This is a genomic window from Streptomyces sp. NPDC034084 (assembly GCF_055575535.1).
The window spans coordinates 234,729-259,719 of sequence record NZ_JBVISK010000004.1 but is presented as its reverse complement, the minus strand read 5'-3'; the positions used below and the strand labels follow the sequence as shown (position 1 = coordinate 259,719).

General features: G+C 72.4%; 25 protein-coding genes and 2 tRNA genes. 10 read left to right on the top strand and 17 right to left on the bottom strand.

The genetic code is table 11. The features are described from left to right. Positions 1 to 43 precede the first annotated feature (43 nt). The 6 genes from ACZ51I_RS16325 to ACZ51I_RS16300 form a co-directional block, all read right to left on the bottom strand. Positions 44 to 1,369 (bottom strand): HD-GYP domain-containing protein, encoded by a 1,326-nt coding sequence (locus tag ACZ51I_RS16325; RefSeq protein ID WP_468876113.1) that lies wholly within the window; start codon positions 1,367 to 1,369, stop codon positions 44 to 46. After that, positions 1,366 to 2,736, bottom strand: a complete 1,371-nt coding sequence (locus ACZ51I_RS16320; RefSeq protein ID WP_468876838.1) for an HD-GYP domain-containing protein — start codon at positions 2,734 to 2,736, stop codon at positions 1,366 to 1,368. Before ACZ51I_RS16320 ends, ACZ51I_RS16325 begins: the two co-directional genes overlap by 4 nt. 149 nt (positions 2,737 to 2,885) lie before the next feature. Beyond that, on the bottom strand, positions 2,886 to 3,203 hold the full coding sequence (gene rsrA, locus ACZ51I_RS16315) for a mycothiol system anti-sigma-R factor (protein WP_468876111.1): 318 nt from the start codon (positions 3,201 to 3,203) through the stop codon (positions 2,886 to 2,888). Further along, complete coding sequence (locus ACZ51I_RS16310) at positions 3,200 to 3,856, bottom strand: sigma-70 family RNA polymerase sigma factor (RefSeq protein ID WP_187282890.1); 657 nt, start codon at positions 3,854 to 3,856, stop codon at positions 3,200 to 3,202. Before ACZ51I_RS16310 ends, rsrA begins: the two co-directional genes overlap by 4 nt. A gap of 252 nt (positions 3,857 to 4,108) precedes the next feature. Further along, entirely contained in the window at positions 4,109 to 4,741 is a 633-nt protein-coding gene (locus ACZ51I_RS16305; RefSeq protein ID WP_468876109.1) for an alpha/beta hydrolase family protein, read from the bottom strand. Between the two features lie 33 nt (positions 4,742 to 4,774). Then, entirely contained in the window at positions 4,775 to 5,590 is an 816-nt protein-coding gene (locus ACZ51I_RS16300) for an SOS response-associated peptidase (RefSeq protein ID WP_468876107.1), read from the bottom strand. Between the two features lie 49 nt (positions 5,591 to 5,639). Here ACZ51I_RS16300 and ACZ51I_RS16295 point away from each other — a divergent pair, with 49 nt between their 5' ends. The 4 genes from ACZ51I_RS16295 (at position 5,640) to ACZ51I_RS16280 (ending at position 9,121) form a co-directional block, all read left to right on the top strand. Beyond that, complete coding sequence (locus ACZ51I_RS16295; RefSeq protein ID WP_468876105.1) at positions 5,640 to 6,335, top strand: M50 family metallopeptidase; 696 nt, start codon at positions 5,640 to 5,642, stop codon at positions 6,333 to 6,335. Positions 6,336 to 6,355: 20 nt separating this feature from the next. Beyond that, positions 6,356 to 7,687, top strand: a complete 1,332-nt coding sequence (gene aroA, locus ACZ51I_RS16290; RefSeq protein WP_468876103.1) for a 3-phosphoshikimate 1-carboxyvinyltransferase — start codon at positions 6,356 to 6,358, stop codon at positions 7,685 to 7,687. 3 nt (positions 7,688 to 7,690) lie between these two features. Then, complete coding sequence (gene rsgA / locus ACZ51I_RS16285; protein WP_468876101.1) at positions 7,691 to 8,704, top strand: ribosome small subunit-dependent GTPase A; 1,014 nt, start codon at positions 7,691 to 7,693, stop codon at positions 8,702 to 8,704. Positions 8,705 to 8,797: 93 nt separating this feature from the next. Continuing rightward, the gene (locus tag ACZ51I_RS16280) at positions 8,798 to 9,121 is read left to right on the top strand and encodes a DMT family transporter (protein ID WP_468876099.1); all 324 of its coding nucleotides are present in this window, start codon (positions 8,798 to 8,800) and stop codon (positions 9,119 to 9,121) included. On the opposite strand, the gene ACZ51I_RS16275 is transcribed toward ACZ51I_RS16280, so the two are convergent. Next, a complete protein-coding gene (locus ACZ51I_RS16275) occupies positions 9,013 to 9,648 on the bottom strand; it encodes a TetR/AcrR family transcriptional regulator (protein ID WP_468876097.1) in 636 nt (211 codons plus the stop codon). The genes ACZ51I_RS16280 and ACZ51I_RS16275 overlap by 109 nt on opposite strands. A 115-nt stretch (positions 9,649 to 9,763) precedes the next feature. Between ACZ51I_RS16275 and hisN the strand changes: the two genes are divergently transcribed. The 3 genes from hisN to ACZ51I_RS16260 all read left to right on the top strand — a co-directional run bounded on the left by hisN (position 9,764) and on the right by ACZ51I_RS16260 (position 11,815). Continuing rightward, on the top strand, positions 9,764 to 10,561 hold the full coding sequence (gene hisN, locus ACZ51I_RS16270; RefSeq protein ID WP_468876095.1) for a histidinol-phosphatase: 798 nt from the start codon (positions 9,764 to 9,766) through the stop codon (positions 10,559 to 10,561). A 164-nt stretch (positions 10,562 to 10,725) separates the two neighbouring features. After that, complete coding sequence (locus ACZ51I_RS16265) at positions 10,726 to 11,115, top strand: CBS domain-containing protein (protein WP_468876093.1); 390 nt, start codon at positions 10,726 to 10,728, stop codon at positions 11,113 to 11,115. A 280-nt stretch (positions 11,116 to 11,395) separates the two neighbouring features. Further along, complete coding sequence (locus ACZ51I_RS16260; protein ID WP_468876091.1) at positions 11,396 to 11,815, top strand: Fur family transcriptional regulator; 420 nt, start codon at positions 11,396 to 11,398, stop codon at positions 11,813 to 11,815. A gap of 116 nt (positions 11,816 to 11,931) precedes the next feature. Here ACZ51I_RS16260 and ACZ51I_RS16255 read toward each other — a convergent pair. From ACZ51I_RS16255 to ACZ51I_RS16240, 4 genes are all read right to left on the bottom strand, one after another. Continuing rightward, a tRNA-Met gene (locus ACZ51I_RS16255) sits at positions 11,932 to 12,005 on the bottom strand. Positions 12,006 to 12,064: 59 nt separating this feature from the next. Beyond that, positions 12,065 to 14,035, bottom strand: coding sequence for a tetratricopeptide repeat protein (locus tag ACZ51I_RS16250; protein WP_468876088.1), 1,971 nt, complete (start codon positions 14,033 to 14,035; stop codon positions 12,065 to 12,067). Positions 14,036 to 14,238: 203 nt separating this feature from the next. Continuing rightward, positions 14,239 to 14,312 (bottom strand) — tRNA-Met (locus tag ACZ51I_RS16245). 45 nt (positions 14,313 to 14,357) lie between these two features. Beyond that, positions 14,358 to 17,261: a UPF0182 family membrane protein gene (locus tag ACZ51I_RS16240; protein ID WP_468876087.1), complete on the bottom strand. Its 2,904-nt coding sequence runs from the start codon at positions 17,259 to 17,261 to the stop codon at positions 14,358 to 14,360. A 135-nt stretch (positions 17,262 to 17,396) separates the two neighbouring features. Here ACZ51I_RS16240 and ACZ51I_RS16235 point away from each other — a divergent pair, with 135 nt between their 5' ends. Continuing rightward, entirely contained in the window at positions 17,397 to 17,948 is a 552-nt protein-coding gene (locus tag ACZ51I_RS16235; protein ID WP_468876085.1) for a PPA1309 family protein, read from the top strand. Between the two features lie 60 nt (positions 17,949 to 18,008). Here ACZ51I_RS16235 and ACZ51I_RS16230 read toward each other — a convergent pair whose 3' ends face one another. From ACZ51I_RS16230 to ACZ51I_RS16215, 4 genes are all read right to left on the bottom strand, one after another. Further along, positions 18,009 to 19,097 (bottom strand): YlbL family protein, encoded by a 1,089-nt coding sequence (locus tag ACZ51I_RS16230; protein WP_468876083.1) that lies wholly within the window; start codon positions 19,095 to 19,097, stop codon positions 18,009 to 18,011. 65 nt (positions 19,098 to 19,162) lie between these two features. Next, positions 19,163 to 19,393, bottom strand: a complete 231-nt coding sequence (locus ACZ51I_RS16225; RefSeq protein ID WP_468876871.1) for a hypothetical protein — start codon at positions 19,391 to 19,393, stop codon at positions 19,163 to 19,165. A gap of 173 nt (positions 19,394 to 19,566) precedes the next feature. Next, entirely contained in the window at positions 19,567 to 20,028 is a 462-nt protein-coding gene (locus ACZ51I_RS16220; protein ID WP_468876081.1) for a molybdenum cofactor biosynthesis protein MoaE, read from the bottom strand. 94 nt (positions 20,029 to 20,122) lie between these two features. Further along, on the bottom strand, positions 20,123 to 21,232 hold the full coding sequence (locus tag ACZ51I_RS16215) for an SDR family oxidoreductase (RefSeq protein WP_468876079.1): 1,110 nt from the start codon (positions 21,230 to 21,232) through the stop codon (positions 20,123 to 20,125). A 299-nt stretch (positions 21,233 to 21,531) separates the two neighbouring features. Here ACZ51I_RS16215 and ACZ51I_RS16210 point away from each other — a divergent pair, with 299 nt between their 5' ends. Continuing rightward, positions 21,532 to 22,953: a zinc-dependent metalloprotease gene (locus ACZ51I_RS16210; protein WP_468876078.1), complete on the top strand. Its 1,422-nt coding sequence runs from the start codon at positions 21,532 to 21,534 to the stop codon at positions 22,951 to 22,953. Then, the gene (locus ACZ51I_RS16205) at positions 22,950 to 23,474 is read left to right on the top strand and encodes an NUDIX hydrolase (protein WP_468876077.1); all 525 of its coding nucleotides are present in this window, start codon (positions 22,950 to 22,952) and stop codon (positions 23,472 to 23,474) included. The genes ACZ51I_RS16210 and ACZ51I_RS16205 overlap by 4 nt, the downstream gene beginning before the upstream one ends. 51 nt (positions 23,475 to 23,525) lie before the next feature. Here the strand turns inward: ACZ51I_RS16205 and ACZ51I_RS16200 are convergent, their stop codons facing one another. Together ACZ51I_RS16200 and ACZ51I_RS16195 are read right to left on the bottom strand one after the other, a co-directional pair. Continuing rightward, positions 23,526 to 24,281, bottom strand: a complete 756-nt coding sequence (locus tag ACZ51I_RS16200; protein WP_468876076.1) for an AIM24 family protein — start codon at positions 24,279 to 24,281, stop codon at positions 23,526 to 23,528. A 19-nt stretch (positions 24,282 to 24,300) separates the two neighbouring features. Further along, complete coding sequence (locus ACZ51I_RS16195; RefSeq protein WP_468876075.1) at positions 24,301 to 24,981, bottom strand: AIM24 family protein; 681 nt, start codon at positions 24,979 to 24,981, stop codon at positions 24,301 to 24,303. Positions 24,982 to 24,991 lie beyond the last annotated feature (10 nt).

Below are 24,991 nucleotides of genomic sequence, written 5' to 3'. Positions count from 1 at the left end.
CATCCAACCATGCCCGGTCGGACGCGCGCTCATTACCCATGGGTTACCCAGGGAGGGCGGAGGTCACCCCAGCTGCTCCGCCCCGTGCCAGGACCCTGGCCAGGCATTCGACGACATCCGGGTGATGGTCGCGGGCGGTGCCGAGCCGGAGTCGCTCCAGGGCGGCGAGGGCGGCGCCCGCCCCCTCGCCCGCCCCCTCAGCTGCCTCTCCGCCCGCCCCGGCGCCCGTGAGGTCGTCGTAGGCGTTGACGGTCCGGACGATCCGGGCGGGGAGCGGCTGCTCGCGGTACGGGTCGGCCTGCCGCTCGACGACGAGGGCGACGGCCTCGGGGACGCCGGTCCGGCGGACGACCTCGGCACCCAGGAGGGCGATCCGGCGCTGTTCCCCTGCGGGCAGGAGGGCGGTGGCGCCGCCCGCGACCGGGTCGACGAGGGAGAGCTGTCCGATGTCGTGCATGAGCGCCGCGTGCTCCAGGACGGTCAGTTCGGCCCCGGTCATGCCCAGCTCGCGCCCGACGGCCGTGCTGAGGGCGGCGACCCGGTGGGCGTGGCCGGGCGGGGTGCAGCCGGCGATCTCGGTGGCGCGGGCGAGGGAGGCGATGGTCTGCCGGTTGACGGTCCGTACGGCCGCGTACCGCCGGTAGGAGACCTGTGTGAGGAGGAGCGGGACGGCGAGCACGGGCAGCGCCCACAGTCCGGCGGCGGCGACGCCGAGCGCCATGACGGTGCCGGTGGCGCAGACGGCGGAGCCGATGCCGAGGAAGGCGTGGAGTTCGTCGCGGAGGAGGGGGCCGTACGGGAATCCGGTGCGGGCACGGAGGAGGAGGGCGGCGAGGACGGCGTCGCACAGGGCCGTCAGGACGAGCAGGAGGACCAGGAAGAGGGCGTAGGCGGGGCCCTGGCCGAGGTGGGCGGTGACGACGCCCGCGTTGTAGAGGGGCTGGAAGCAGAGCGCGGCGAAGCCGACGGTGAGGACGCGGCGGGCGAGGTGGTCGCGGCCCGGGCCCCGGCCGCGGGCGATGTGCGGGACGATCCCGGCGAGGCCCGCGGCGACGGCGACGGCGACGGTCTGGAGGACGCCGTGGGTGGTGGCGGTGCCGGCGCTGGTGCCGAGCAGGGCGTACGCGAGGGCTCCCGCGGCGGCGAGCGGCGCGGGCTCGCTTCCCCGTGGTGTTTCGCGCGCGGGTGGTGCGCCGGTGCCGGGTGCGGCGCCCCAGCGGGCGAGTTCGCCGAGGGCGATGAGGGTGCCGAAGGCGAGGGCGTGGGCGGGTTCGTCGACGCCGTGCCAGAGGGTGGCGCCGAAGCCGGCGAGGCCGAGGAGGAGTGCGGCGCCGTGCACGGCTCCGAGGGTGAGCGCGCCGGGCCTCACGCGCGTTCCCTGGGCTGGGCGGGCAGGGGTTCGCGGGGCGCGGGGACGTGCTCCCGGGGGCCGGGCTCGTCGGCGGTGACGGCGGGCTGCCAGCCGTGCCGGTCAAGGGCCTGGACGAGGGCGGTGACCATGCGGGGGTCGAAATGGGTGCCGGCGCAGCGCTCCAGTTCGGCGAGGGCGGTGGGCACCGGGCGGGCCCGGCTGTAGCAGCGGGTGGAGGTCATGGCGTCGAAGGCGTCGGCGACGGCCACGACCCGGGCGAACTCGGGGATCTGCTCGCCGTGGAGTCCGTACGGGTAGCCGCTGCCGTCCATGCGTTCGTGGTGGTGGAGGATCGCGGCGCGTGCCTCGCCGAGGAAGCCGATTCCGCGGACCATCTCGTGGCCGTACTCGGGGTGCAGTTCGATGACGCGGCGTTCCTCGGGGGTGAGGGGCCCGTCCTTGCGGAGCACCCGGGTGGGCACGCCGAGTTTGCCCACGTCGTGCAGGATGCCGGCGAAGCGGACGACGTCGAGGCGGTCCTCGGCCATGCCGAGCTCACGGGCGATCAGGACGGAGGCGTGGCCGACGCGTTCGCTGTGGCCGCGGGTGTACCGGTCCTTGATGTCGACGGCCTGGACGAGGGCGCGGATGGTGGCCTGGTGGGCGGCGCGCTCGCGGTGGTACTGGGCGAAGACCCAGCAGGAGATGTACATGGGGAGGAGTACGAAGAGCGCCGCGACCGGTCCGTACGTGCTGCGCCAGAGGACGGCCATCATCAGTCCGGCGAGGCCGTGGACGGTGTGCGGGGCGAGGGCCCGGCCGAGGAGGCCGCGCCAGGCGGCGCGTAGGGGCAGTCCGCCGGCGGTGGCCCGGATGCCGCCGTCGAGGGCGGTGAGGACCAGGCAGAAGGCGAGGGCGGCGGCACCGGCGGGCAGCAGCGCGTACGGCAGGTCGGGGGCGTCGGGGCCGTGGCCGAGGGCGGTGGGGCCGCCGAGGGCGCCGGCGGTGAGGGCGGCGGCCCACACGGCGAGGGCGGTGGCGGCGGCGCGCCAGGCGCGGCGGGGTGCGGCGGGGGGCTCGTCGACGGGGGCGAGGAGGCTGCCGGGGACGGCGGTGAGCGCGGCGGCGGCGGGCGGCAGAAGCAGCGCGGAGGTGAGCAGGACGGGGAAGAAGGAGCCGCTGCCCAGGGGGGTGGAGCCGCCGAGGGCGCGGCCGGTGAGCCGGTAGCCGGCGGGCAGTTCGCAGAGTGCGTACAGGGTGGTGAGGAGCGCGACCGTGCCCCAGGGGACGTGCGCGCCGGGCCGCAGCGCGGGCAGGGCGCACGCCCCGGCGCCGAGCAGGGCGCAGCCGATGTACACGCGGGCCGCTCGCGGAATGACCTTCACGCCCATCATCCCCGTCACGCTAGCGAGTCGGGCGGCCGGGGACGGCGGGGTGCGAGTGATTAGCACCATCGGGTGATACAAGCTGATATATGCGCGAGGCCGCCGCGAGAAGCTCGCGGCGGCCGTTCCCTCCCGGCAGGGGGAGGGTGCTACTCCTGGGGGGCGGGTGTCGTCCGGCCGCTCACCGTGATGTCCTGATCGGGCACCTGGTGCCCGGCGCGGATCAGGTCGATCCGGCCCATGACCTTGGCGCGCAGGTCGGTGGGGACGTCGTCACTGCCGCAGCAGCGCTTGACGAGCTTCTTCACCGCCTGCTCCAGGCCGTACTTCTCCAGGCACGGGGAGCACTCCTCGAAGTGCACCTCGAACTTGGTGCAGTCGCTGTCGGGCATCTCGTGGTCGAGGAACTCGTAGAGATGATCCAGGACCTCTGAGCAGTCCGTCTCGTGCGGCTCTCCGCAGCTCATGAGCCCGAGCCTTTCAGATCGTTCGACGACTCTCCGGCGCCCGCGGGTACCAGCCCGCGGTCGCGAGCGTAGTCCTCGAGCATGCCGCGAAGCTGGCGGCGGCCCCGGTGCAGCCGGGACATCACCGTTCCGATGGGTGTCCCCATGATGTCCGCGATCTCCTTGTACGCAAAGCCCTCGACATCGGCGAGATAGACGGCGATGCGGAACTCCTCGGGAATCGCCTGGAGCGCTTCCTTGACGTCGGAGTCGGGGAGGTGGTCGAGCGCCTGCGACTCGGCGGAGCGCAGACCGGTGGACATGTGCGACTCGGCGCGGGCGAGCTGCCAGTCCTCGATCTCCTCGGCGGCGCTGCGCTGGGGCTCGCGCTGCTTCTTGCGGTACGAGTTGATGAAGGTGTTCGTGAGGATGCGGTACAGCCAGGCCTTGAGGTTCGTGCCCTCACGGAACTGGTGGAAGGATCCGTACGCCTTGGCGTAGGTCTCCTGCACCAGGTCCTCCGCGTCCGCGGGGTTGCGCGTCATGCGCAGCGCGGCCGAGTACATCTGGTCGAGGAAGCCGAGGGCGTCCCGCTCGAAGCGCGCGTTGCGCTCCTCGGTCGTCTCCTCGGGGCCGTCGTCGGTCCCTGTGTCGGTCCCAGTGACCGGACCCACCTCCTCCAGCGCGGCGGCGAGCCCGAGGGCGGACCCGCTCGTTTCGGAGGATAGACGAGGAACCGCTCCGCCCGCCGCCCGAATAGGGGCGCCCTTGGGCGCGGGCAGCACTGTCCAGTCGAGGTCAGCGGCCTGCGCACGCTCCGGGCAGATGGTCGAACCCATGCGACGGACTCCCTCTTCTCGCTCTCACACCGACGCTCTCCACAACCGTGGCCCCCCGCTCCACATTCCCGGTGGGCCGGACGGGCGTCAGCGGAGTGCGGAGATCCATTCGGCGACCCCGTCCACCAGGAGGCCGAGGGCCTCGTCCTGGCCGAGGGGCGCGCGCTTGGGGAGGGCGAAGCCGTGGTCGCCGTAGGGGATCTCCACGAGCGCGTACGGGCCTTCCGGGTACTCGACGGGCCGCCCGAAGGGGTCGTTGCCGCCCTGGACGACGAGAGTGGGCAGGCCGGTGGAGAGGAGCTCGTCCGCGCGGCTCTTCTCGGGCCTGCCCGGCGGGTGGAGGGGGAAGCTCAGGGCGAGGACGGCGCGCGCGCCCAGCTCCCGTCCGGTGCGGCAGGCGACCCGGGCGCCGGCGCTGCGGCCGCCGGCGATCACGGGGAGGCCGGGCTGCGTGAGGGCGGGCCAGAGGCCGCGCCAGCCGGTGTCGAGGGTCTTGGGGGCGGGCGCGACCTTCTTGCCGGCGACCCGCCAGGGCTGCTCGACGAGGGCGACGGTCACGCCGTGGGCGGGCAGCGCCCCGGCGAGGGCCTGGAGGTCGCGGGCCTCGACGCCGCCGCCGGCGCCGTGCCCGAGGGCGAGGACGGCCCACGGCTTCGCACCCGCGTACCAGGTGATGCGTGCCTCGCCGGCGTCGGTGGAGACGGTCTCGTACTGTGTCACGTCCCCATCCTGCCGTTCCCCCGGCCGCAGGGGTCAGAAGAGCGTGCCGACTTCCGGTCCCGCGAGTTCCTCCAGGAGCTCGGGGCCGTTGTTGCGGACGTTGCTGACGGCGGTCGCGACCGGGTAGGCCCGCATCAGGCCGCCCGGCGGCGGGGCGAGGAGTCCGCGCAGTTCCCCGGGGTCGGTGCGCGCCGGGTCGAGCCAGGCGTCCCAGCGGTCCTCCGTCAGCATCAGCGGCATCCGGGGGTGGATGTCGGCGAGCGAGCGCGGGCCCTCGGCGGGGGCGACGCCCAGCGGTCCGGTCTCGGCCTCGGTGGTGACCACCGAGCAGGTCACCCACCACGCGGAGGGGTGCTCGGCGGGCAGGGTGGGGTCCCGCCAGAACTCGTAGAGCCCGGCCATCGCGAAGACGGAGCCGTCGGCGGGGGTCACGAAGTACGGCTGCTTCCGGGGCCGCTTCTTCCTGCCCTCGACCTCCAGGTCGCGCTCGGCGGCCCCGGTCACCCACTCGTAGTAACCGTCGGCGGGCAGGATGCACCGGCGGGACTGGAAGGCGCGTTTGAAGGAGGGCTTCTCGTCCACGGTCTCCGCGCGCGCGTTGATCATCCGGGCGGCACCCTCCGGCGATTTCGCCCAGGACGGGACGAGTCCCCATTTCAGCGCGCGGAGCTGGCGAACCGGACGCGGTGATCCCGCGTCTTTCAGAGGACGCTCCAGTACGGCCCAGACCTCTTTGGTGGGGGCCACGTTCCAGTCGGGTGCCAGGGTCTCCTCCGGCTCCCACTTCTCCACCCCGAAGAGTCCGACGAGGTCCTCGGGCCGCCGACTCGATGCATACCGTCCGCACATACGTGCCACACTGCCACGATCCCCGACCTCCCGAGGAGCGGCCCGGAAGATGGACCTCGCGATCGACCTCCTGAGCCCGCAGCCCGCCCCGGCGGAGTGGCTGGTGATCGCCACCGGCGCCGCCGCGCTCGCCGTGACCGCGCCCCGGCGCGTCTGGCTCCTGGCCCGGAACGCGATCACCATCGCGCACGAGGGCGGCCACGGGCTCCTCGCCCTGGCCACCGGGCGCCGCCTGGAGGGGATCCGACTGCACTCGGACACCAGCGGACTGACCGTGTCCCGGGGGCGCCCGACCGGCCTCGGCGTGGTCCTCACCCTCGCCGCCGGCTATCCGGCGGCCCCGCTGCTCGGGCTCGGCGGCGCCGCCCTGCTCGGCACCGGCCACGTCACCCTGCTGCTGTGGATCGCCACCGCGCTGCTGCTCGCGCTCCTGGTGACGGTCCGCAACGCGTACGGGATCCTCACCGTCGTCCTGACGGGCGCCGCCTTCCTCCTCGTGTCCTGGCTGACCGGGCCCGACGTCCAGTCGGCCTTCGCGTACGCGGCGGTCTGGTTCCTGCTCCTCGGCGGCGTCCGGCCGGCCTTCGAGCTCCAGGCGAAACGGCGCCGCGGCGGCGCCCCCGACTCGGACGCGGACCAGCTGGCACGGCTCACCCATGTGCCCGCGGGGGTGTGGCTGTTCTTCTTCCACACGGTCGCGATCTCCGCCCTGATCGGCGGCGGGCGCTGGCTCCTGGGCCACTGACTCCCCCGTACAGTGAGTCCATGACCGCTGCAGCTTCCGCGCACACCGACCCGTCCACCGACCTCTGGCCCGCTCCGTACGCGCGCGGCGCCGTCGACGCGACCGTCACCGTGCCCGGTTCGAAGTCGGTCACCAACCGCGCCCTGGTGCTCGCCGCACTCGCCTCCGAGCCCGGCTGGCTGCGCCGTCCGCTGCGCTCCCGCGACACCCTCCTGATGGCCGAGGCGCTCCGTACCCTCGGGGTGAGGATCGAGGAAGGGGTCGGGCCCGACGGCTCCGGCGAGGCCTGGCGGATCATCCCGTCCCCGCTGCGCGGGCCCGCGACCGTCGACGTCGGCAACGCCGGCACGGTCATGCGCTTCCTGCCCCCGGTCGCGGCGCTCGCCGACGGCCCGGTCCGCTTCGACGGCGACCCCCGCTCCCACGAGCGCCCGCTGCACGGCGTGATCGACGCGCTGCGCGCGCTCGGCGCCCGGATCGACGACGACGGCCGGGGCGCGCTGCCCATGACGGTGCACGGCGGCGGCGGTCTGGACGGCGGCCCGGTCGAGATCGACGCCTCCTCGTCCTCCCAGTTCGTCAGCGCCCTGCTGCTGTCCGCGCCCCGCTTCAACCAGGGCGTCGAGGTACGGCACGTGGGCGGCCGGCTGCCCTCGCTGCCGCACATCCGGATGACGGTCGACATGCTGCGCGCGGTCGGTGCCCAGGTCGACGAGCCGGAGCACGGCGGCGCTCCGGACGTGTGGCGGGTGACGCCCTCCGCGCTGCGCGGCCGGGACCTCGTCGTGGAGCCCGATCTGTCGAACGCGCAGCCGTTCCTGGCGGCGGCCCTGGTGACCGGCGGCCGGGTGACGGTCCCGGACTGGCCGGAGCGGACCACCCAGCCGGGCGACGAGCTGCGCCGGATCTTCACCGAGATGGGTGGTTCCTGCGAGCTCACCGACGCGGGCCTGACCTTCACCGGTACGGGCCGGATCCACGGCATCGACGTGGACCTGGGCGAGGTCGGCGAGCTGACCCCCGGCATCGCGGCGGTCGCCGCCCTCGCCGACTCCCCCTCGACCCTGCGCGGGGTCGCCCACCTGCGGCTGCACGAGACGGACCGGCTCGCGGCGCTCACCAAGGAGATCAACGAGCTCGGCGGCGACGTGACCGAGACCGAGGACGGTCTCCACATCCGCCCGCGCCCGCTGCACGGCGGCGTCTTCCACACGTACCACGACCACCGCATGGCGACGGCGGGCGCGATCATCGGCCTCGCCGTCCCGGGCGTGCAGATCGAGGACGTGGCGACGACGGCGAAGACCTTGCCGGACTTCCCGACGATGTGGACCGAAATGCTCGGGGTCTGAACCATGCGGCGCTACGGCAAGAACACCGACGAGGACGACATCCGCCAGCGGCCCAACCGCAAGGGCACCCGTCCCCGCACCACCCTCCGCCCGAAGCACGAGGACGCCGTCGAGGGCATGGTCCTCACCGTCGACCGGGGCCGGCTGACCTGCCTGGTCGACGACCGGATCGTCATGGCGATGAAGGCGCGCGAGCTGGGCCGCAAGGCCGCCGTGGTCGGCGACCGGGTCTCGATCGTCGGCGACCTCTCCGGCGAGAAGGACACGCTGGCCCGGATCGTACGGATCGGCGAGCGCAGCTCGGTGCTCCGGCGCACGGCCGACGACGACGACCCGTACGAGCGGGTGGTCGTCGCCAACGCCGACCAGCTGGCGATCGTCACCGCGCTCGCCGACCCGGAGCCGCGCCCCCGGTTGATCGACCGCTGTCTGGTGGCGGCGTACGACGGCGGGCTGACCCCGCTGCTCGTCCTGACCAAGTCGGACCTGGCCCCGCCGGACGCGCTCCTGGAGATGTACGGCGCGCTGGGCGTGCCCCATGTGGTGACCACCCGCGACGAGTTCGTCGACGGGGTCGCCGCCGAGCGGGTCCACGAGCACCTGAAGGGCCGCACCACGGCGTTCGTGGGCCACTCCGGCGTCGGCAAGACGACGCTGGTGAACGCCCTGGTCCCGCCGGAGCGGCGGCGCACCACGGGTGTGGTGAACGCGGTCACGGGCCGCGGCCGGCACACCACCACCTCGGCGCTCGCGCTGCCGCTGAACGACAAGGAGGGCGGCTGGGTGATCGACACCCCGGGCGTGCGCTCCTTCGGTCTGCACCACGTCGACCCGTCCCGGGTGATCCTCGCCTTCCCCGAGCTCGTGGCGGGTACGGAGAACTGCCCGCGCGCGTGCAGCCACGACGAGCCCGACTGCGGGCTCGACGCGTACGTGGCGGAGGGGCACGCCGATCCGGCGCGGCTGTACTCGCTGCGGCGGCTGCTCGCGACGCGTGAGCGACGCGAGGGCGACTGAGCCATGGGCGTTTACGCCCGCTCGCTGCCGGTAAGTGCATAATCACACCAAGTGGGACGAAGCAGTCACCGACGGCGTGGGAGGGCACTGACGATGGCGTGGCTGCTGGTGGTGATGGCGGGGATCCTGGAGACGGGCTTCGCCGTCTGCCTGAAGCTCTCGCACGGTTTCACCCGCCTGTGGCCCACCGTCGCCTTCGCGTCCTTCGCGCTGGGCAGCTTCGGCCTCCTCACCCTGGCGCTGCGGAAGCTCGACGTGGGTCCGGCGTACGCGGTGTGGACGGGGATCGGCGCGGCCGGGACGGCGATCTACGGGATGATCTTCCTCGGGGACGTGGTCTCCACGCTCAAGATCGTCTCGATCAGCCTGGTGATCGCGGGGGTCATCGGACTCCAGCTCTCCGGCTCGGCGCACTGAGGGGTCACCGGCAGGGCCGGTGCGACGACGTGGCTGAGGGCGATCCGTACGACGAGTTCGCAGCCGGCCGCCCACCGCTCCCCCGCGCAGGCCACGGTCTCCGCCACCAGCTCGCCGGGCGCCGGCGGTCCGGCGTCGGCGCGCCGCTGGGCGGGGACGGGGGCGGGCCGGGCGCCGGACCGGGCCGGCCGGGGCCGGGGCAGCCGCTCGTCCCAGGCGCCGGTGAGCAGGGCCCGCAGCAGCGGGCGGACGGCGGCGCGGGCGACGATCCACTCGGCGAGGGCGAGGAGGTTGCGCTCCGGCGGGGCGGGGGCGGCGAGCAGGTGCCGGACGCCCTGGAGGTAGGCGTCGGCCTCGCTCCGTACGAGGGCGCGGGCCAGCCCCTCCTTGGAGCCGAACTCGTTGTACAGGGTCTGCCGGGAGACCCGGGCGGCGGCGGCGAGGTCGGCCATCCGCACGGCGGACCAGGGGCGGTGCGCGAGCGCGGCGAGCGCGGCGTCGAGCAGGGCGTCGCGGGCGTTCGCCATCCTCACCTCCGGGAGGGACCGGTTCTCCGCTCAGCGTCGACAGGCGCCCCCGCCCTGTCAAGGCCGCGGTGGACGGTTCTCCGCCCGCTTCGGGCTCGGGGATAGAGTGCCGACCATGGCCGATTACCACGATGATCTGCGTCTCGCCCACGTCCTCGCGGATGCCGCCGACGCGGCCACGATGGACCGATTCCAGGCGCTCGACCTGAAGGTCGAGACGAAGCCGGACATGACTCCGGTGAGCGAGGCCGACAGGGCGGCGGAGGAGCTGATCCGCGGACAGCTCCAGCGCGCCAGGCCGCGCGACGCGATCCTCGGCGAGGAGTACGGCGTGGAGGGCTCGGGCCCGCGGCGCTGGGTGATCGACCCCATCGACGGCACGAAGAACTACGTGCGCGGGGTGCCGGTCTGGGCGACCCTCATCGCGCTGATGGAGGCCGGGGAGACCGGGTTCCAGCCGGTGGTGGGCGTGGTGTCCGCCCCGGCGCTCGGCCGGCGCTGGTGGGCGGCGAAGGGGCTCGGCGCGTACACGGGCCGCAGCCTGGCCTCGGCGACCCGGCTGGGCGTCTCGAAGGTGGCGTCCTTGTCTGACGCCTCCTTCGCGTACTCCTCGCTGAGCGGCTGGGAGGAGCGGGGCAGCCTCGACGGCTTCCTCGACCTCACGCGCGCGTGCTGGCGGACCCGTGCGTACGGCGACTTCTGGCCGTACATGATGGTCGCCGAGGGTTCCGTGGACATCTGCGCGGAGCCGGAACTGTCGTTGTGGGACATGGCCGCGGTGTCGATCGTGGTCCAGGAGGCCGGTGGCACGTACACGGGCCTGGACGGGCGGCACGGCCCGCACAGCGGGAACGCGGCGGCGTCGAACGGGCTGCTCCACGGCGAGCTGCTGAGCTACCTGAACCAGGGCTGAGCGCCCCCGTCACTTCCCGGAGCCGCCGCGCGCCCCCTTGTCGACTCACGCCCCCGGTGCCACTCTGAGATTCCCCCCACTTGTGAACTTGTGAAGCCCCATCAGGCGCCGCTCCGGCGCCGGGCTTTCCCGTGGAGGAATTCACCAAGGAGGTGGCTCCGCCCATGCTCGTCCGTGACGCCATGAGCACCGTGGTCCTCACCATCGGTCCGGCCCATACTCTCCGTCAGGCCGCCCGGCTGATGTCCGCCCGCCGTGTGGGCGCCTGCATCGTCCTCGACGGCGACGCCGGCGGAATCGGCATCCTCACCGAGCGCGACGTACTCAACTCGCTCGCCCTGGACCAGGATCCCGACCACGAGACGGCGGACGCCCACACCACCAGGGACGTCGTCTTCGCGGCCCCCACCTGGACCCTGGCGGAGGCGGCCGAGGCCATGACGCGCGGCGGCTTCCGGCACCTCGTCGTCCTCGACGGCCACGGACCGGTCGGCATGGTCTCCGTCCGCGACATCATCCGCTGCTGGATCCCGGTGCACAGCGTCGCGGGGTGACGCGAGAGCGGGCCGGACTCCGTACGGAGATCCGGCCCGCTCCCTCCTTTCGGCAAGCGCCCCCAGCCGCGCAGGGCCTGGACCGCGGCTTCCAGCCGCTTGCCGAAGTCACCGTCCGCCGGGCGGAAGTCGCTGCGCACCCTGACCCTCGGCTCGCAGACCGGAACGAGCCCTCGGTCGATGCGGATCTCGATCCTATAATGGACACTGTCCAAGTCAAGGAAAGTTCTAAAGTCACACCGGTTCGGGTCCTGCTCCTCCGACTGTTAGGCTGGCCCTCATGAGTGACCTGTTGGAACGACTGCGCGGCCGCGGCTGGCGCATGACCGCGCAGCGGCGTGTCGTCGCGGAGGTCCTCGACGGGGACCATGTACACCTCACCGCCGACGAGGTCCACGCCCGCGCCGTGACACGACTGCCCGAGATCTCACGCGCGACCGTGTACAACACGCTCGGCGAGATGGTCACCCTCGGCGAGGTCATCGAGGTCGCGACCGACGGCCGCGCCAAGCGGTACGACCCCAACGCCCACCGGCCCCACCAGCACCTGGTGTGCGGCCGCTGCGGCGCGATCCGCGACGTCCACCCGGCCGGTGACCCGCTGGCGGACCTCCCGGACACCGAGCGCTTCGGCTTCACGATCTCGAACGTCGAGGTCACCTACCGGGGCCTCTGCCCGAGCTGCGCGACGACGGCCTGACGACACGACACCGAGAAGCCCCCACCGTGGTGGGGGCTTTCTTGTGCGCCCGGACGCACATACGACGAAGGCCCGGATCCGAGCGAATCGGATCCGGGCCTTCGTTTGCTACTGAGTAGCGGGGACAGGATTTGAACCTGCGACCTCTGGGTTATGAGCCCAGCGAGCTACCGAGCTGCTCCACCCCGCGTCGGTAAACACGACTCTACGGGACCCCCGTCACCAGCGCAAATCCGTTAACGCCTGGCACTAGGCGGTGAGCTCCTGGTGCAGCGCCTCGCTCAGCCGGGCCGCCCGCTCGGCGACCTCCGCCGGGCCCAGCTCCACCGCGCGGGCGCACCAGCGGCGCCCCTCGGTGAGTTCGCCCCGGCGCGCCGCGAGCAGCGCGAGCCGGAGCGCGGCGCGGCCGTGGCCGGCCCTCGCGGCCCGGGTCCACCAGAGGGCGGCCTCCCGCTCGCTGCCCTCGCGGGCGAGGAGCAGCCCGAGGTTGAAGGCGCCGTTGCGGCTGCCCGCCTCGGCGGCCTCGCGGTACCAGCGGTCGGCCTCGGCCAGGTCGCCGCGGGCGGCGGCGAGCATCCCGACCCGCACCTGGGCGCGCCGGTGGCCCTGCTGGGCGGCCCGCTCGTACCACTCCTCGCACTCGGACTTCTCCTCGCGGGATGCGCCGAGCACGGCGGGGCCGGGCTCGGGGCGGCGCGCGTCGAGCACCGAGGCGAGCCGGAAGGCGGCCTCGGCGCTGCCGCCGCCGGCCGCGCACCGCAGATGCCGCTCGGCGGTCTGCTCGTCGCCGTCCCTCAGGGCGGCGATGCCGACCTGGAGGGCGGCCTCGGTGTGCCCGGCGGCCGCGGCCCGCTCGTACCAGACCAGGGCTGTCCGGTCGTCGCCCCGGCCGGCGTGGAGGATGCCCAGGTTGAAGGCGGCGTCCACGCTGCCCGCCTCGGCGGCCTTGGAGAACCAGGGCTCGGCGCCGTTGGCGTCGCCGGCCTGGAGGAGCAGCACGGCGAGCGCGTTGGCGGCCTCGCGGTGACCCGCGTAGGCGGCGCGCCGGTACCACTGCTCCGCCTGCGGGATGCGGTCCTGGGCGGCGCAGAGCAGCCCGAGGTTGTAGGCGCCGTTCACGTCGCCGGCGTCCATGGCGGCCCGGTACCAGCGCTCGGCGGTCTGCTGCTCGCCCCGGGCGGCGTGCAGGGCGCCCAGCGCGTTGGCGGCGTTGCCGTCGCCGTCCTGGGCGGCCCGCAGCCACCACACGGCGGCGCTCTCCTCGTCGCCCGCGTCGCGGAGCAGGAACCCGAGTGCGCAGGCGGCCTTCGCCTCGCCCTCCTTGGCGGAGCTCAGGTACCAGCGGCCGGCCTCTTTGAGCTCGCCCCGCTGCTCCAGGATCGCGCCCAGGTGGAGCGCGGCCCGCCGGTGGCCGCGCGCGGCGGCCTGCCGGAACCACTGCTCGGCCTCCGCGGCCTCTCCCGCGCCCTCGCCGGTCTGCTGCCCGGGCAGGGCGGTTCCGGTGGCGGGCACGGCCGCGCCGGAGGGTGCGAGTGCCCCGGTGCCCGGCACGCGGAGCCGGGTGCCGGTCTCGTGCGGCCCGCGGGTGGTCTCGGTGGCGCGGCGCTCCAGGGCGAGGGCGAGGCGATAGGCGGCCTCGCGGTGGCCCTGTTCGGCGGCGGCCCGCAGCCAGCGCTCGGCGCCGACGTCGCTGCGGTGCTCCAGGAGGTCGGCGAGGGCGTACGCGCCGAGGGCGTGGCCCTGCTCGGCGGCCTGGCGGAGCCAGTACTCGGCGGCCGGCTCGTCGCCGCGCTCGCGGTGGTGGCGGCCGAGGGCGTGGGCGGCGGGGGCGGAGCCGGCGACGGCGGCGACCCGCCACCAGCCGGCCGCCTCGTCGGCGTACCCGCGCTGGTGGAGCAGGACTCCCAGGTTGTTGGCGGCGGCACGGTCGCCCTCGGCGGTGGCGCCGCGCAGGTATGGCTCGGCGCCGTCGAGGTCGCCGCGGCGCAGCAGCATCGCGCCGAGCGCGCTCATCGAGGCGAGGTCGCCGCGCTCGGCGGCCCGCCGGTGGCGGGCCTCGGTCTCGGTCTCGTTCTCGGCGTCGGTCTCGGCGGTGGTGTCGACGGCCGCACCGACGGCCCCTGCTGCTGCCTCGATGATCTCGTCTGCGGCGTTTCTGGCGTGCCGCTGCACAAACCGCCCTGTCTCCAACAGAGTTGCCCTGTCCCCCATAAATACCATCGTCGCACCACCCGCAACCCGAGCACACCTGGTATACCGCAGCCAGTGAGGTCACTCAGCGTTTTGTCGACATGCCCACAGAGAGACAAGTCAAACACGACTCACGCCAACTCGCCCCCTCCCTACCGCTCTTCGGTACCCCCTGCACGCCGACACACGACAAGGGCCCGGATCCTTATGGATCCGGGCCCTTGTCCTCTGAGTAGCGGGGACAGGATTTGAACCTGCGACCTCTGGGTTATGAGCCCAGCGAGCTACCGAGCTGCTCCACCCCGCGTCGGTGAAACCACAGTATCACGACGCGGGGACGGAAAACCTCAGGTCAGGCGCCTGACCCGGGCGTCTTGAGCTTCGCCCCCGCGTCGGCGGCCCGCTGCAGCGCCTCCTGGAGGTCCTCCTGGGCCTTGCCGTAGGCGGTCCAGTCGCCCTTCTGCAGAGCGGCCTCGCCCGCGTCGTACGCCTTCTGGGCGTCGGCGATGGCCTGCTTCAGGGCGACGTCGTTCGTGACCGGCGGCTGGTTCGTGCCGGGCGGCTGCGTGGTGCCCGGCGGGGTCGTCGGCGGTGTGGGGCCCTCCACCCCGAAGACGGCGTTGAGCGCCCCGGTGAGCGTGTCCTCGAACACCGTGGTGTCCTTGGTCGTGTCCCCGTCCGGCTGGTCCGCGTCCACGTACGACACCGCGACCTTCTTCAGGAGCGGGTAGAGCGCGTTGCGCCCCTGGGCGTAGACCGGCTCCACGTACAGGAATCCGCCGTCGAGCGGGACGGTGAGCAGGTTGCCGTACTGGATGTCGGAGTCGGCGCCCTTCATGTCCCGGACGAAGGTGGCCACGGACGGCAGGCCGTTGAGCTTGCTCTGCACCTGGGCCGGTCCGGGGACGTCGGAGGTGACCCGGAGCAGTCTGAGCCGGCCGTACTCCTTGCTGGTGGCGTCGGCGTCGACCGCCATGAAGCCGCCCAGGTTGGGCCGGCCGTTCGGCGTGAACGTCGTCGTCAGCGAGAAGCGCTGCGCCGTGTCCCCGGGCATCTTCATGCTCAGGTAGTACGGCGGGACCGCGTTGCCGTCCTTGTTGGTCGGGTCGTCCGGCACCTGCCAGGCGTCCGAGCCGCTGTAGAACTGCGCGGGGTCGGTGACGTGATAGCGGGTCAGCAGCTCGCGCTGGACCTTGAACATGTCCTGCGGGTAGCGCAGGTGCGCGAGCAGGTCGCCCTTGATCTCGGACTTCGGCTTGACCGTGTCCGGGAAGGCCTTCATCCAGGTCTTGAGGACCGGGTCCTGGGTGTCCCACTCGTAGAGCTTCACCGTGCCGTCGTAGGCGTCGACGGTGGCCTTGACCGAGTTGCGGATGTAGTTGACCTGGTTCTGCTGGGCGACGACCGTGCGCTGCTGGTTGCCGACGGTCAGCGAGTCGGCCGTGGTGTCGCCGAGCGTGGTGCGCGAGGCGTACGGATAGCCGTTGGTCGTCGTGTAGGCGTCGACGATCCACTGGATCCGGCCGTCGACGACCGCCGGGTAGGCGTCACCGTCGATGGTCAGCCACGGCGCGACGGCCTCGACGCGCTCCTTCGGGGTGCGGTTGTAGAGGACCCGCGAGCCCTCGCCGATGGCCCCGGAGTAGAGGATCTGCGGCTCGCTGAAGGCCACCGCGTACGCGGCGCGGTTGAAGGTGCTGGAGAGGCTGACGCCGCTCTTCTCCTTGTAGCTGGTGGTCTTCTCGCCGTTCTCCTCGTAGTCCAGCTCCTTCTGCGGGCCGCCCACGATCGAGTACTGGTCGGTCTTCTCGCCGTAGTAGATCCGCTGCTGGTACGTCTTCAGCGAGCCGGTCGTCGGCAGTCCGGACTCGGTGAAGACCGGGGAGCCGTTGGCGTCCGTCTGCGTGCCCGAGGCCAGGATGGCGCCGTAGCCGTGGGTGTAGGTGAAGTGGTCGTTGATCCAGTTCCGCTTCGGGATGCCCCGGATGTTCAGCTCGCGCAGACCGACGACGGTGTCCTTGCCGGCGTAGCGGTCCACGTCCAGGGTCGTGGGGAACTGGTAGTACTTCCGCTTCTGCTCCAGCTGCTGGAACGTCGGCGAGACGATGTTGGGGTCGAGGACGCGGTAGCTGGCCGCCGTGTCGGCGTCCGTCCGCAGCTTGTCCTTGGCCTTGACCGTCGACTTGCCCGAGTAGTTCTCGGGCTTCGTCCCGTCGATCGCGTAGGCCTTGCGGGTCGCGTCGATGTTCTTCTGGATGTACGGCGCTTCCTTGGCCTGCTCGTTCGGCTGGACCTGGAACTTCTGCACGATGGCCGGGTACAGACCGCCGATCAGGATCGCGGAGAGGACCATCAGGCCGAAGCCGATCACCGGCAGCTGCCAGGTGCGGCGCCAGAGCGTCGCGAAGAACAGCAGCGCGCAGATGACGGCGATGCAGAACAGGATGGTCTTCGCCGGCAGGTACGCGTTGGCGTCGACGTACCGCAGGCCCGTCCAGTTGCCGGTGGCCTTGAAGTCGCTGGACTTCACCGCCAGGCCGTACCGGTCGAGCCAGTACGCCACCGCCTTGAGCGCGACGAAGAGGCCGAGCAGCACCGAGAGGTGTCCGGTGGCCGCGGCGGTGGCACGCGCGCCCGGGCTGGTGATCCGCAGCCCGCCGTACAGGTAGTGCGTGAGGGCGGCGGCGACCAGCGACAGGACGGCGGCGGCGAAGCCGAAGGCGAGGAGGAAGCGGTACCACGGCAGGTCGAAGGCGTAGAACGACACGTCCAGCCCGAACTGCGGGTCCTTCTGGCCGAACTTCACCCCGTTGACCCACATGAGCCAGGTGCGCCACTGGCCGGACGCTGAGGCACCGGCGATCAGGGCCACCAGGGTGGTGACCGCGAGCAGCACCCACTTCCTGAACGGGGCCAGACCCATCCGGTACCGGTCGAGGCTCTGCTGCTCCAGCGACATCGCGCTGAGCGGCGGCCGCAGCCGGTACGCCAGCCAGATGTTGAAGCCGACGGCGAGCCCCATCAGCAGGCCGAAGACCGCGAAGAGACCGATCTTCGTCCACAGGGTGGTGGTGAACACGGACGAGTACTCGACCGAGCGGTACCAGAGCCAGTCCGTCCAGAACCCGGCGAACATCACGAACGCCATGGCCAGAACGGCCAGCACCCCGAGTGTCATGAGCAGGGTGCGGGCCCGCCGGGACGGCCGGCCGACTCTCATCCTTGGCCCGGACGGGCCTTGGCCGCGGTCCGGCATCTGGAAAGCCAACGTGCGCCCCTCGATGTTGATGCGTCTGAAAGCAGGCCCCGCGATCGTAGAGCCCACTGGTGCAACTTACTGAGGCTTTACCTAGTTCCCGTCTTCAGGGGAAGAGGAGGCAGGATATTGGTCATGTCCAACCTTTCCCCCTCCGGCCCGGCGATGGCCGCGAGCCCCCTCACCCGCGCGGTGCTCGAGATCGACGAGTACACCGCGGGCCTCGGCTGGGACCAGCCCGCCCGACTGTTCGCCCTGGTCGACACCGCACGGCTGCGCGCCCAGGAACCAAGGCTCGCCTCCCAGCTCGGCCTGGGCGACGACGCCACCGCCTACACCCCCATCGAGCAGGACAAGCTGCCGCGCGGCAAGGCCCTCGACGAGTTCCTCGGCACGATCGCCTGGCCCGACTCCGTGGCCGGCTGCGCCCTGACCGTGGAGCGGCTGATGCTGCCCCCGTCGGCCGAGGCGCAGGTCCCGCAGGGCCTGAGCGAGAAGCAGCTCGCCAAGTGGGTCGCCGGGCACCCGGACCGCCAGGAGGTCCGAATGACCGTGGCGGTGCTGCGCAGCGGCACCCGCGAGGCGGCGATCCGGCTGCGCGAGAAGGACTCCGCCACCGAGGTGCTGACCGGCCCGGACCTGGTGCCGGGTCTGGCCGAGGCGCTGGCGGCGACCTTCGAGAGCTGAGTTCCGTACGAGGAAGGGGCGCCCGGTCGGACCGGGCGCCCCTTCCTCGTACTCCTGGACTCAGCTCTTCGAGCAGCTCGGCAGCGACTTCGTGTCGCCCTTGCGGAGCTTCTCCAGCGACTTCGTGGCGTCGTCGATGGTGTTCACCCTGATCAGGGTGAGCCCGGCGGGCGTGTCGGCGGCGGCCGTCTCGCAGTTGTCCGCCGGGGTGAGGAAGTACTCGGCGCCGGCCTTGCGCGCGCCGACCAGCTTCATCTCGATGCCGCCGATCGGGCCGACCTCGCCCTTGTCGTCGATGGTGCCGGTGCCGGCGATGAAGCGGCCGCCGGTGAGGCTGTCCGGGGTGAGCTTGTCGACGATGCCGAGGGCGAACATCAGGCCGGCGCTGGGGCCGCCGACGTCGGCCAGGTTGATGTCGATCGTGAACGGGAAGACGTGGTCGGTGCCGGCCTGGATGCCGACGACTGCCCGGTCGCCCTCCTCGGAGGTGGTGGTCGTGATGACCACCTTGCGGGTGACGGTGGGCTCCCTGTGGGCCTTCTCGGCGGCGGCCGCCTCCTTGGCGGGGACGATCGTGAACTCGACGTCCTGGCCGGGCTTCCGCTTCGTCACCTGCTTGGCGACGTCGCCCTGCGCCGTGACCGGCACGCCGTCGACGGCCTTGATCACGTCCCCCGCGTGCAGTTTGCCCTCCGCGGGGGCGTCCTTGACGACGGTGGCGACGACGACCCGGGCGACCACCGGGATGCCCAGCTCCCGGAGCGCCGCCACCTTGGCGCTCTCCTGGGACTGGCTGAACTCCTCGGCGTTCTCCTGGCTCGACTCCTCCTCGGTCTTCCCGTCCGGGTAGAGGGTGTCGTGCGGCACCACCACGTTGTCGTGGGCCAGCCATCCGTAGACGGCCTCGACGGCGTTCATCTTGTAGTCCGCGCTGGTGACGCGGACCGTCGTCATGTTGAGGTGGCCGTCGGTCGGGTAGCTCTTGCGTCCCGAGATGTGCAGGACCGGTTCTCCCCTGGCCTCGCCGAGGGTGTTGACCGTGGGGCCCGGACTCATCTCCGCGTACGGCACCGGGATCAGAACGCCCGCGATGAGCAGACAGATCAGGACCAGGGTGGAGGCGAGCATCGTCGCGGTGCGGCGTGGCATGGAACGACAGTACGGGACCCGCCTGTGGGTGCACCCCTGGGGCGGTCCGTACGGGGCGGCCCGGGTCAGCCGGACGGCGAGGTGGTGACGGCGGAGGCCGTCGAGGCCGGTTCGCGCTCCGTACGAGCGGAATCGGCGGTGGTGGTGTGGGCTCGCTCCATCGCGTCCCGGAAGCGTGCGTAGCCGGCGAGTTCGGCCACGTCACCCGTGGTCTTGTTCCTCGAAGCCCAGCTTCCCCATATCGCCGCGCCGACGACTGCGAAAAGCGGAATCAGCAACCAGGCCAGCGCTGCCATTCCGACCTCCCATCCCCAGTGACTTGATCAGCAGACTGTGTCATCTGTGAGACCAACGCTCGCGCTTGGGGGGCGGTTACGCAAATCGGGCGTTCGGCTACGCCCCGTCGGCGCGCCGCCTTGCCACCCTCAGCAAGCCCCTCCGACGGGGGACCGACGCCAGGGGCGAAGGTTCAGCAGGCGCCCACCCACTCCTCGGTGCCGTCCGAGAAGGTCTGGTGCTTCCAGATGGGGACCTCGTGCTTGAGGTCGTCGATGAGCTTCCGGCAGGCCTCGAAGGCCTCCCCCCGGTGCGGGCAGGAGACGGCGACGACGACCGCGAGGTCTCCCACGCGCAGGTCGCCCACGCGGTGGACGGCGGCCAGGGCGCGGACCGGGTAGTTCGCGACGACCTTCTCGGCGACGCGGCGCAGCTCCGACTCGGCGGTCGGGTGACAGGAGTAGCCCAGCGCGTCGACGTCCGCGCCCCCGTCGTGGTTGCGCACGGTGCCGACGAAGAGGGTGGTGCCGCCGGAGGCGTCGTCTCCGACGGCCCGGAAGACCTCGTCGACCGAGAGCGGGGTGTCACGGATCGCGAGGAGCTTGATCGGGTCGGCGGCCGCCTGCTCGCCGGGGTGGTCGTGCGTGTGTGCCATGCGCCCATGGTGCCGCACGGCTCCGACATCCGGTAAGAGAGCTTTCGACCTGTGGACGAGACCCTCCGTAGGAGGGTCCTACAAGCCGCGGTTCCTACAGGCCGCGCCGCTTCCGCATCTGCCGTACGAGCGCCGCCGTGCCGAGCAGCGCCACCGTCGCGCCGGCCGCGCCGGCCGCCGTCGCGTCCTTGCGGCCCAGGCGGCGGCCGGCGACCGTGTGGCGGCCCTCGACCTCTTCCAGGAGCGCGGCGAGGACCTCCTCGTTCGTCCACTTCGGGCGCCAGCCGGCGTCGTGCAGCCGTCCGACGCTCACCACCCAGGGGTGCATGGTGTAGGCGAGGTCGCCCGCCGGGGACGGGGTGAGCCCGATCCGGTGGAGGCGGGCCGCCGTGCCCAGGGCGACCGCGGAGGGCAGCTCCATCCGCCGGATCCCGGAGAGCTCCTCGACCTCCTCCTGTTCGAGCCAGCCCTCGCAGCCGACCGCGAACTCGCCGTCGACCTTCTCCAGGGCCGCGTACTCCAGGGCGCTCACCAGGTCCTCGACGTGACAGAACTGCCAGGTGGGCCGGGAGCCGGCGACGACGAGCAGCCGGGGCGACTCGAAGTAGCGGGTCAGCGCCGTGTCCGTACCGCCCACGAGGACGGCGGGGCGGACGACGGTGACGTGGAGGCCGGGGTGGGCGCGGGGGGCGCGGCGGCCGAGGCGCTCGATCTCCAGCATGTCGCCGACGCCGGTGGCCTCGGCCGTGGCCCTGAGCTCGGCGTCCTCGGAGAGCGGGATGTCGTTGTCGGGCAGGGCGCCGTAGACCATCGCGGAGGTGCAGAGCACCACCCGGTGGACCCCGGCCGCGGCGGCGGCGGTCAGCACGGTCTGCGTGCCGCGCACGTTGTAGGCCGTCCGGGCGGCGGGGTCGGTCTCCAGGTCGAGGTCGACGGCGAGGTGCACGACGACGTCCGCGCCGCGCAGCTTCTCGGCGATGGCCGGATCGCGCACGTCGAGGATGTGCCACTGCGCCTCGGCGACCTCGCCCCGGCGCTCGTCGATGGCGACGACCCGCTTGACCTCGTCGGAGGCGGCGAGGCGCCTGGTGAGCAGGTCACCGACGCCGGAGGCGGCGCCGGTGACCGCGACGACGGGGCCGCGCACGGCGGACCGGGTTGAGTGGTTTCGCGCTCCGCGAACCTGTGGATCTGGGGAACTCACCGGGCGTCTCCAGCGGTTGTCTTCAGTACGGACGCGCATGACGCGTACGGACCAGGTGGCGTCCATCCTGCCGCAGGGCACGGCCCGGCGGAGCACCGAGCCCATTTCCGGCCCGGATGTCGGGTGGCGCCGCGCCGATCGGGCCGGATCACGCGAGCCGTGCGTGCCGGACTCCGCGAGCCCGGCCCGATCGGCGGGGCACCACCTACGCTGGTGGTGTGCGGGGCCTGTCTGGACAGGCCCTGGTCGGGCAGTCGCCGTCGGCAGGAGGCCGGCGGCCCTACGAGCCGAGGAAACCTGTGAGTGACACCCCATTCGGATTCGGCCTTCCGCCGGAGGAGCCGGAGAACGGCGACGAGGGCAAGAAGAAGGACCCCGCCGGAGGTGGCCAGGGGTCCGGTGGCAACCCGTTCGGTGCGAACCCGTTCGGCTTCGGCGGGCTGCCCGGGATGGGCGGTCCCGGTGGCGCGGACAACCCGTTCGCGGCGATGTTCGGCTCCCTGAACCCCAACGATCTGGGCGCGGCCTTCCAGCAGCTCGGCCAGATGCTGAGCTACGAGGGCGGTCCCGTGAACTGGGACATGGCCAAGCAGATCGCGCGCCAGGTGGTGGCCCAGGGCACCGCCGACGGCACCAAGGACGCGAGCGTGGGCCCGGCCGAGAAGTCCGCGGTCGAGGAGGCCCTGCGCCTGGCCGACCTGTGGCTGGACCAGGTCACCTCGCTGCCCTCCGGTGCGGGCACGGCCGTCGCGTGGAGCCGTGCGGAGTGGGTCGAGGCGACGCTGCCGGCGTGGCAGCAGCTCGTGGACCCGGTCGCCGAGCGGGTCGGCTCGGCGATGGGCGACGTCCTGCCGGAGGAGATGCAGGCCATGGCCGGCCCGCTGATCGGCATGATGCGCTCCATGGGCGGCGCCATGTTCGGCCAGCAGATCGGGCAGGCCGTGGGCGCGCTGGCCGGTGAGGTCGTCGGCTCGACGGACGTCGGCCTGCCGCTGGGCCCGGCCGGTCGTGCCGCGCTCCTTCCGCTGAACATCGAGGCCTTCGGCAAGGACCTGGGCGTGGCCTCGGACGAGGTGCGGCTCTACCTGGCCCTGCGGGAGGCGGCGCACCAGCGTCTCTTCGCGCACGTGCCGTGGCTGCGGGCGCACCTTTTCGGCGCGGTCGAGGGGTACGCGCGCGGGATCAAGGTCGACACCTCGAAGCTGGAGGAGGCCGTCGGGCAGCTCGACCCGACGCATCCGGAGCAGCTTCAGGAGGCGCTCCAGCAGGGCATGTTCCAGCCGGAGGACACTCCGGAGCAGAAGGCGGCCCTGGCCCGTCTGGAGACGGCGCTCGCGCTCGTGGAGGGCTGGGTGGACGCGGTGGTCCACGAGGCCGCCAAGTCCCGGCTGAGCTCGGCGGACGCGCTGCGCGAGACGCTGCGCCGGCGCCGGGCCTCGGGCGGTCCCGCCGAGCAGACCTTCGCGACGCTGATCGGTCTCGAGCTGCGTCCGCGGCGGCTGCGGGACGCGGCGCGGCTGTGGGCCTCGCTCACCGACGCGCGCGGGGTGGACGGCCGGGACGGGCTGTGGGAGCACCCGGACATGCTGCCGACGGCGACCGACCTGGACGACCCCGACGGCTTCGTGCACCGCGAGCACCTGGACTTCTCCGAGCTCGACAAGATGCTCGGCGAGGCCGCCAAGGGTGAGACGCCGGAGGACGGGGACGCCGAGAAGTGAGCCTGTACGACGACGCGGTCCTCGTCCTGAAGGGGTACGAGGACCAGCCGGAGCTGCGGGATGTCTATCTGGACCATCTCGCGGAGCACCCGGACGGCATGTACAAGCCCTGCGGGGCCGGGCATCTGACGTCCAGCGCGCTGGTGATCGACCCGGCACGGGGCCGGGTCCTGCTCACCCTGCACAAGAAGCTGGGCATGTGGCTCCAGATGGGCGGCCACTGCGATCCGGGGGATCCGACTCTGGAGGCGGCGGCGCTGCGCGAGGGGACGGAGGAGTCCGGCATCGCGGGGCTGACGCTGCTGCCGGGCGGCCCGGTGCGGCTCGACCGGCATCCGATCCCGGCGCCGTGCCACTGGCATCTGGACGTGCAGTACGCGGCGCTCGCCCCGGCGGACGCGGTGGAGGCGATCAGTGACGAGTCGCTGGACCTGCGCTGGTTCGCGTACGACGAGGTGGCGGGGGTCGCCGACACGTCGGTGGTGGAGCTGCTGAAGGGCACCCTGGCGCGGCTGGCCTGAGCATGGCTGAGGGGCGGTCTCCGGTGGAGACCGCCCCTCAGCCGTGGGTGCTCAGTTCCAGGCGTTGTTCTGGTTCTGGGCGTGGGAGCCGCGCTGGCCGGCGCCGAACTGGGCGGCGATGCCCTGTCCGATGGCGGCGTTCTGCGGGGGCATGACCTCGCTCGGCTGGACGAGCGCGAAGCCCTGGCCGAGGAAGCTGAGCTCCCAGCCCTCGCCCGTGTCGCCACGGCGGCGGCGGACGCTGGAGTTGGTCGTCTGCGCCTGCATCTGGACGCGCAGCCCGGTGGACCAGGCGACGATCGCGTCCGCGTCGACGCTCACGTACTTCTCGGCCGTGACCTGCATCATCAGCGGCTGCCCGGAGGTCATCAGGGCGACCTTGCCGCGGCCGGAGATGTTGAGCTGGTACTTGCCGGAGCCGGAGATGCCGTACTGGCTGTCGACGGCGATGACCTCGGTGTGGAGGGTCGAGTCGAGCGCCAGGACGTAGGCGCTGTCGACGGTCAGGCCGTCCTGCTCGACCTCCACGATGTGGACGTGCTGGGCGAGGTTGGCGAAGTAGACCGTGCCCTGGCCGGAGCAGCGCATCAGGTCGAGGCCCTCGCCGGTGCGGGCCTGGGCCCGCCGCTGGGTCGGGGTCTTGTACTCGCCGTCGAAGTCGACGAGTCCCTGGTACGCGACCATGGCGCCCTTGCGGGCGAGGACGTCGTCCTGCCCGGTGAGGCTGACCCGCAGGAGCTGCGGGTTCTGGATGACGTACCGCTCCTGGCTCTGCTGTTCGGCGTGGTTGAAAAGCGGGCTCTGCATGGTGTGTTCTCGCTCCCCCTCAGCCCCGGATCCGCAGGCGGTCGGTGCTGTCCTCGCTCGGCTGTACGACGACGATGCCCTGGCCCGAGAAGGCCATCTGGTATGCCTCGCCGCTGCCCCGCCCGAGGAGGGAGGACGCCTTGAAGCTGCGCTTGCCCTTGACCTTCAGCGCGGGCGACCAGGCGACGAGCGCGTCGGGGTCGACGTACGTCTCGTCCTCGCCGCGGCCGCAGTCGACGACGATCGGCGTGCCGCGCGAGGTGAGCGCGACCCAGCCGGTGCCGGCGATCTCCACGTTGAACAGTCCCTGGCCGGCGAACTTGGCGAGCCCCTTGACCCGCTCGACACCCCACTGGAGGTGGGCGTCGAAGGCGAGCACATTGGTGCCGTTGACCGAGAGCGAGTCGTTCTGGAGGTTGATGACGACGACGTCGGCGCCGTAGTCGGCGAGGTAGAGCAGTCCGTCGCCGGAGCACTTCATGAGGGGCGCGCCCTCGCCGGTGGCCCACTGCTGGGCGACCTGGCGGACGGCGGGCGGGTTGGGCTCGTAGGTGATGAAGCCCTCGTAGGCGACCATCGAGCCGGTCCGGGCGTACAGGTCCTGGCCGGATGCCATGGCGACCTTGAGCATGGTGCGGCCGTGGTTCTCCATCCGGGCCGCGACGGGGGTCGGGGCGTAGCCCGCGAGTTGCTGGTTCATGACGGGCTCC

Coding starts and splice junctions, on each gene's coding strand:
- ACZ51I_RS16300 (WP_468876107.1), bottom strand. CDS start 5,590: ATGTGCGGACGGTATGCATCGAGTCGGCGGCCCGAGGACCTCGTCGGA.
- rsgA (WP_468876101.1), top strand. CDS start 7,691: ATGCGGCGCTACGGCAAGAACACCGACGAGGACGACATCCGCCAGCGG.
- aroA (WP_468876103.1), top strand. CDS start 6,356: ATGACCGCTGCAGCTTCCGCGCACACCGACCCGTCCACCGACCTCTGG.
- ACZ51I_RS16225 (WP_468876871.1), bottom strand. CDS start 19,393: ATGGCAGCGCTGGCCTGGTTGCTGATTCCGCTTTTCGCAGTCGTCGGC.
- ACZ51I_RS16240 (WP_468876087.1), bottom strand. CDS start 17,261: ATGCCGGACCGCGGCCAAGGCCCGTCCGGGCCAAGGATGAGAGTCGGC.
- ACZ51I_RS16265 (WP_468876093.1), top strand. CDS start 10,726: ATGCTCGTCCGTGACGCCATGAGCACCGTGGTCCTCACCATCGGTCCG.
- ACZ51I_RS16200 (WP_468876076.1), bottom strand. CDS start 24,281: ATGCAGAGCCCGCTTTTCAACCACGCCGAACAGCAGAGCCAGGAGCGG.
- ACZ51I_RS16280 (WP_468876099.1), top strand. CDS start 8,798: ATGGCGTGGCTGCTGGTGGTGATGGCGGGGATCCTGGAGACGGGCTTC.
- ACZ51I_RS16260 (WP_468876091.1), top strand. CDS start 11,396: ATGAGTGACCTGTTGGAACGACTGCGCGGCCGCGGCTGGCGCATGACC.
- ACZ51I_RS16195 (WP_468876075.1), bottom strand. CDS start 24,981: ATGAACCAGCAACTCGCGGGCTACGCCCCGACCCCCGTCGCGGCCCGG.
- rsrA (WP_468876111.1), bottom strand. CDS start 3,203: ATGAGCTGCGGAGAGCCGCACGAGACGGACTGCTCAGAGGTCCTGGAT.
- ACZ51I_RS16235 (WP_468876085.1), top strand. CDS start 17,397: ATGTCCAACCTTTCCCCCTCCGGCCCGGCGATGGCCGCGAGCCCCCTC.
- ACZ51I_RS16220 (WP_468876081.1), bottom strand. CDS start 20,028: ATGGCACACACGCACGACCACCCCGGCGAGCAGGCGGCCGCCGACCCG.
- ACZ51I_RS16295 (WP_468876105.1), top strand. CDS start 5,640: ATGGACCTCGCGATCGACCTCCTGAGCCCGCAGCCCGCCCCGGCGGAG.
- ACZ51I_RS16275 (WP_468876097.1), bottom strand. CDS start 9,648: ATGGCGAACGCCCGCGACGCCCTGCTCGACGCCGCGCTCGCCGCGCTC.
- ACZ51I_RS16250 (WP_468876088.1), bottom strand. CDS start 14,035: ATGGTATTTATGGGGGACAGGGCAACTCTGTTGGAGACAGGGCGGTTT.
- hisN (WP_468876095.1), top strand. CDS start 9,764: ATGGCCGATTACCACGATGATCTGCGTCTCGCCCACGTCCTCGCGGAT.
- ACZ51I_RS16230 (WP_468876083.1), bottom strand. CDS start 19,097: ATGCCACGCCGCACCGCGACGATGCTCGCCTCCACCCTGGTCCTGATC.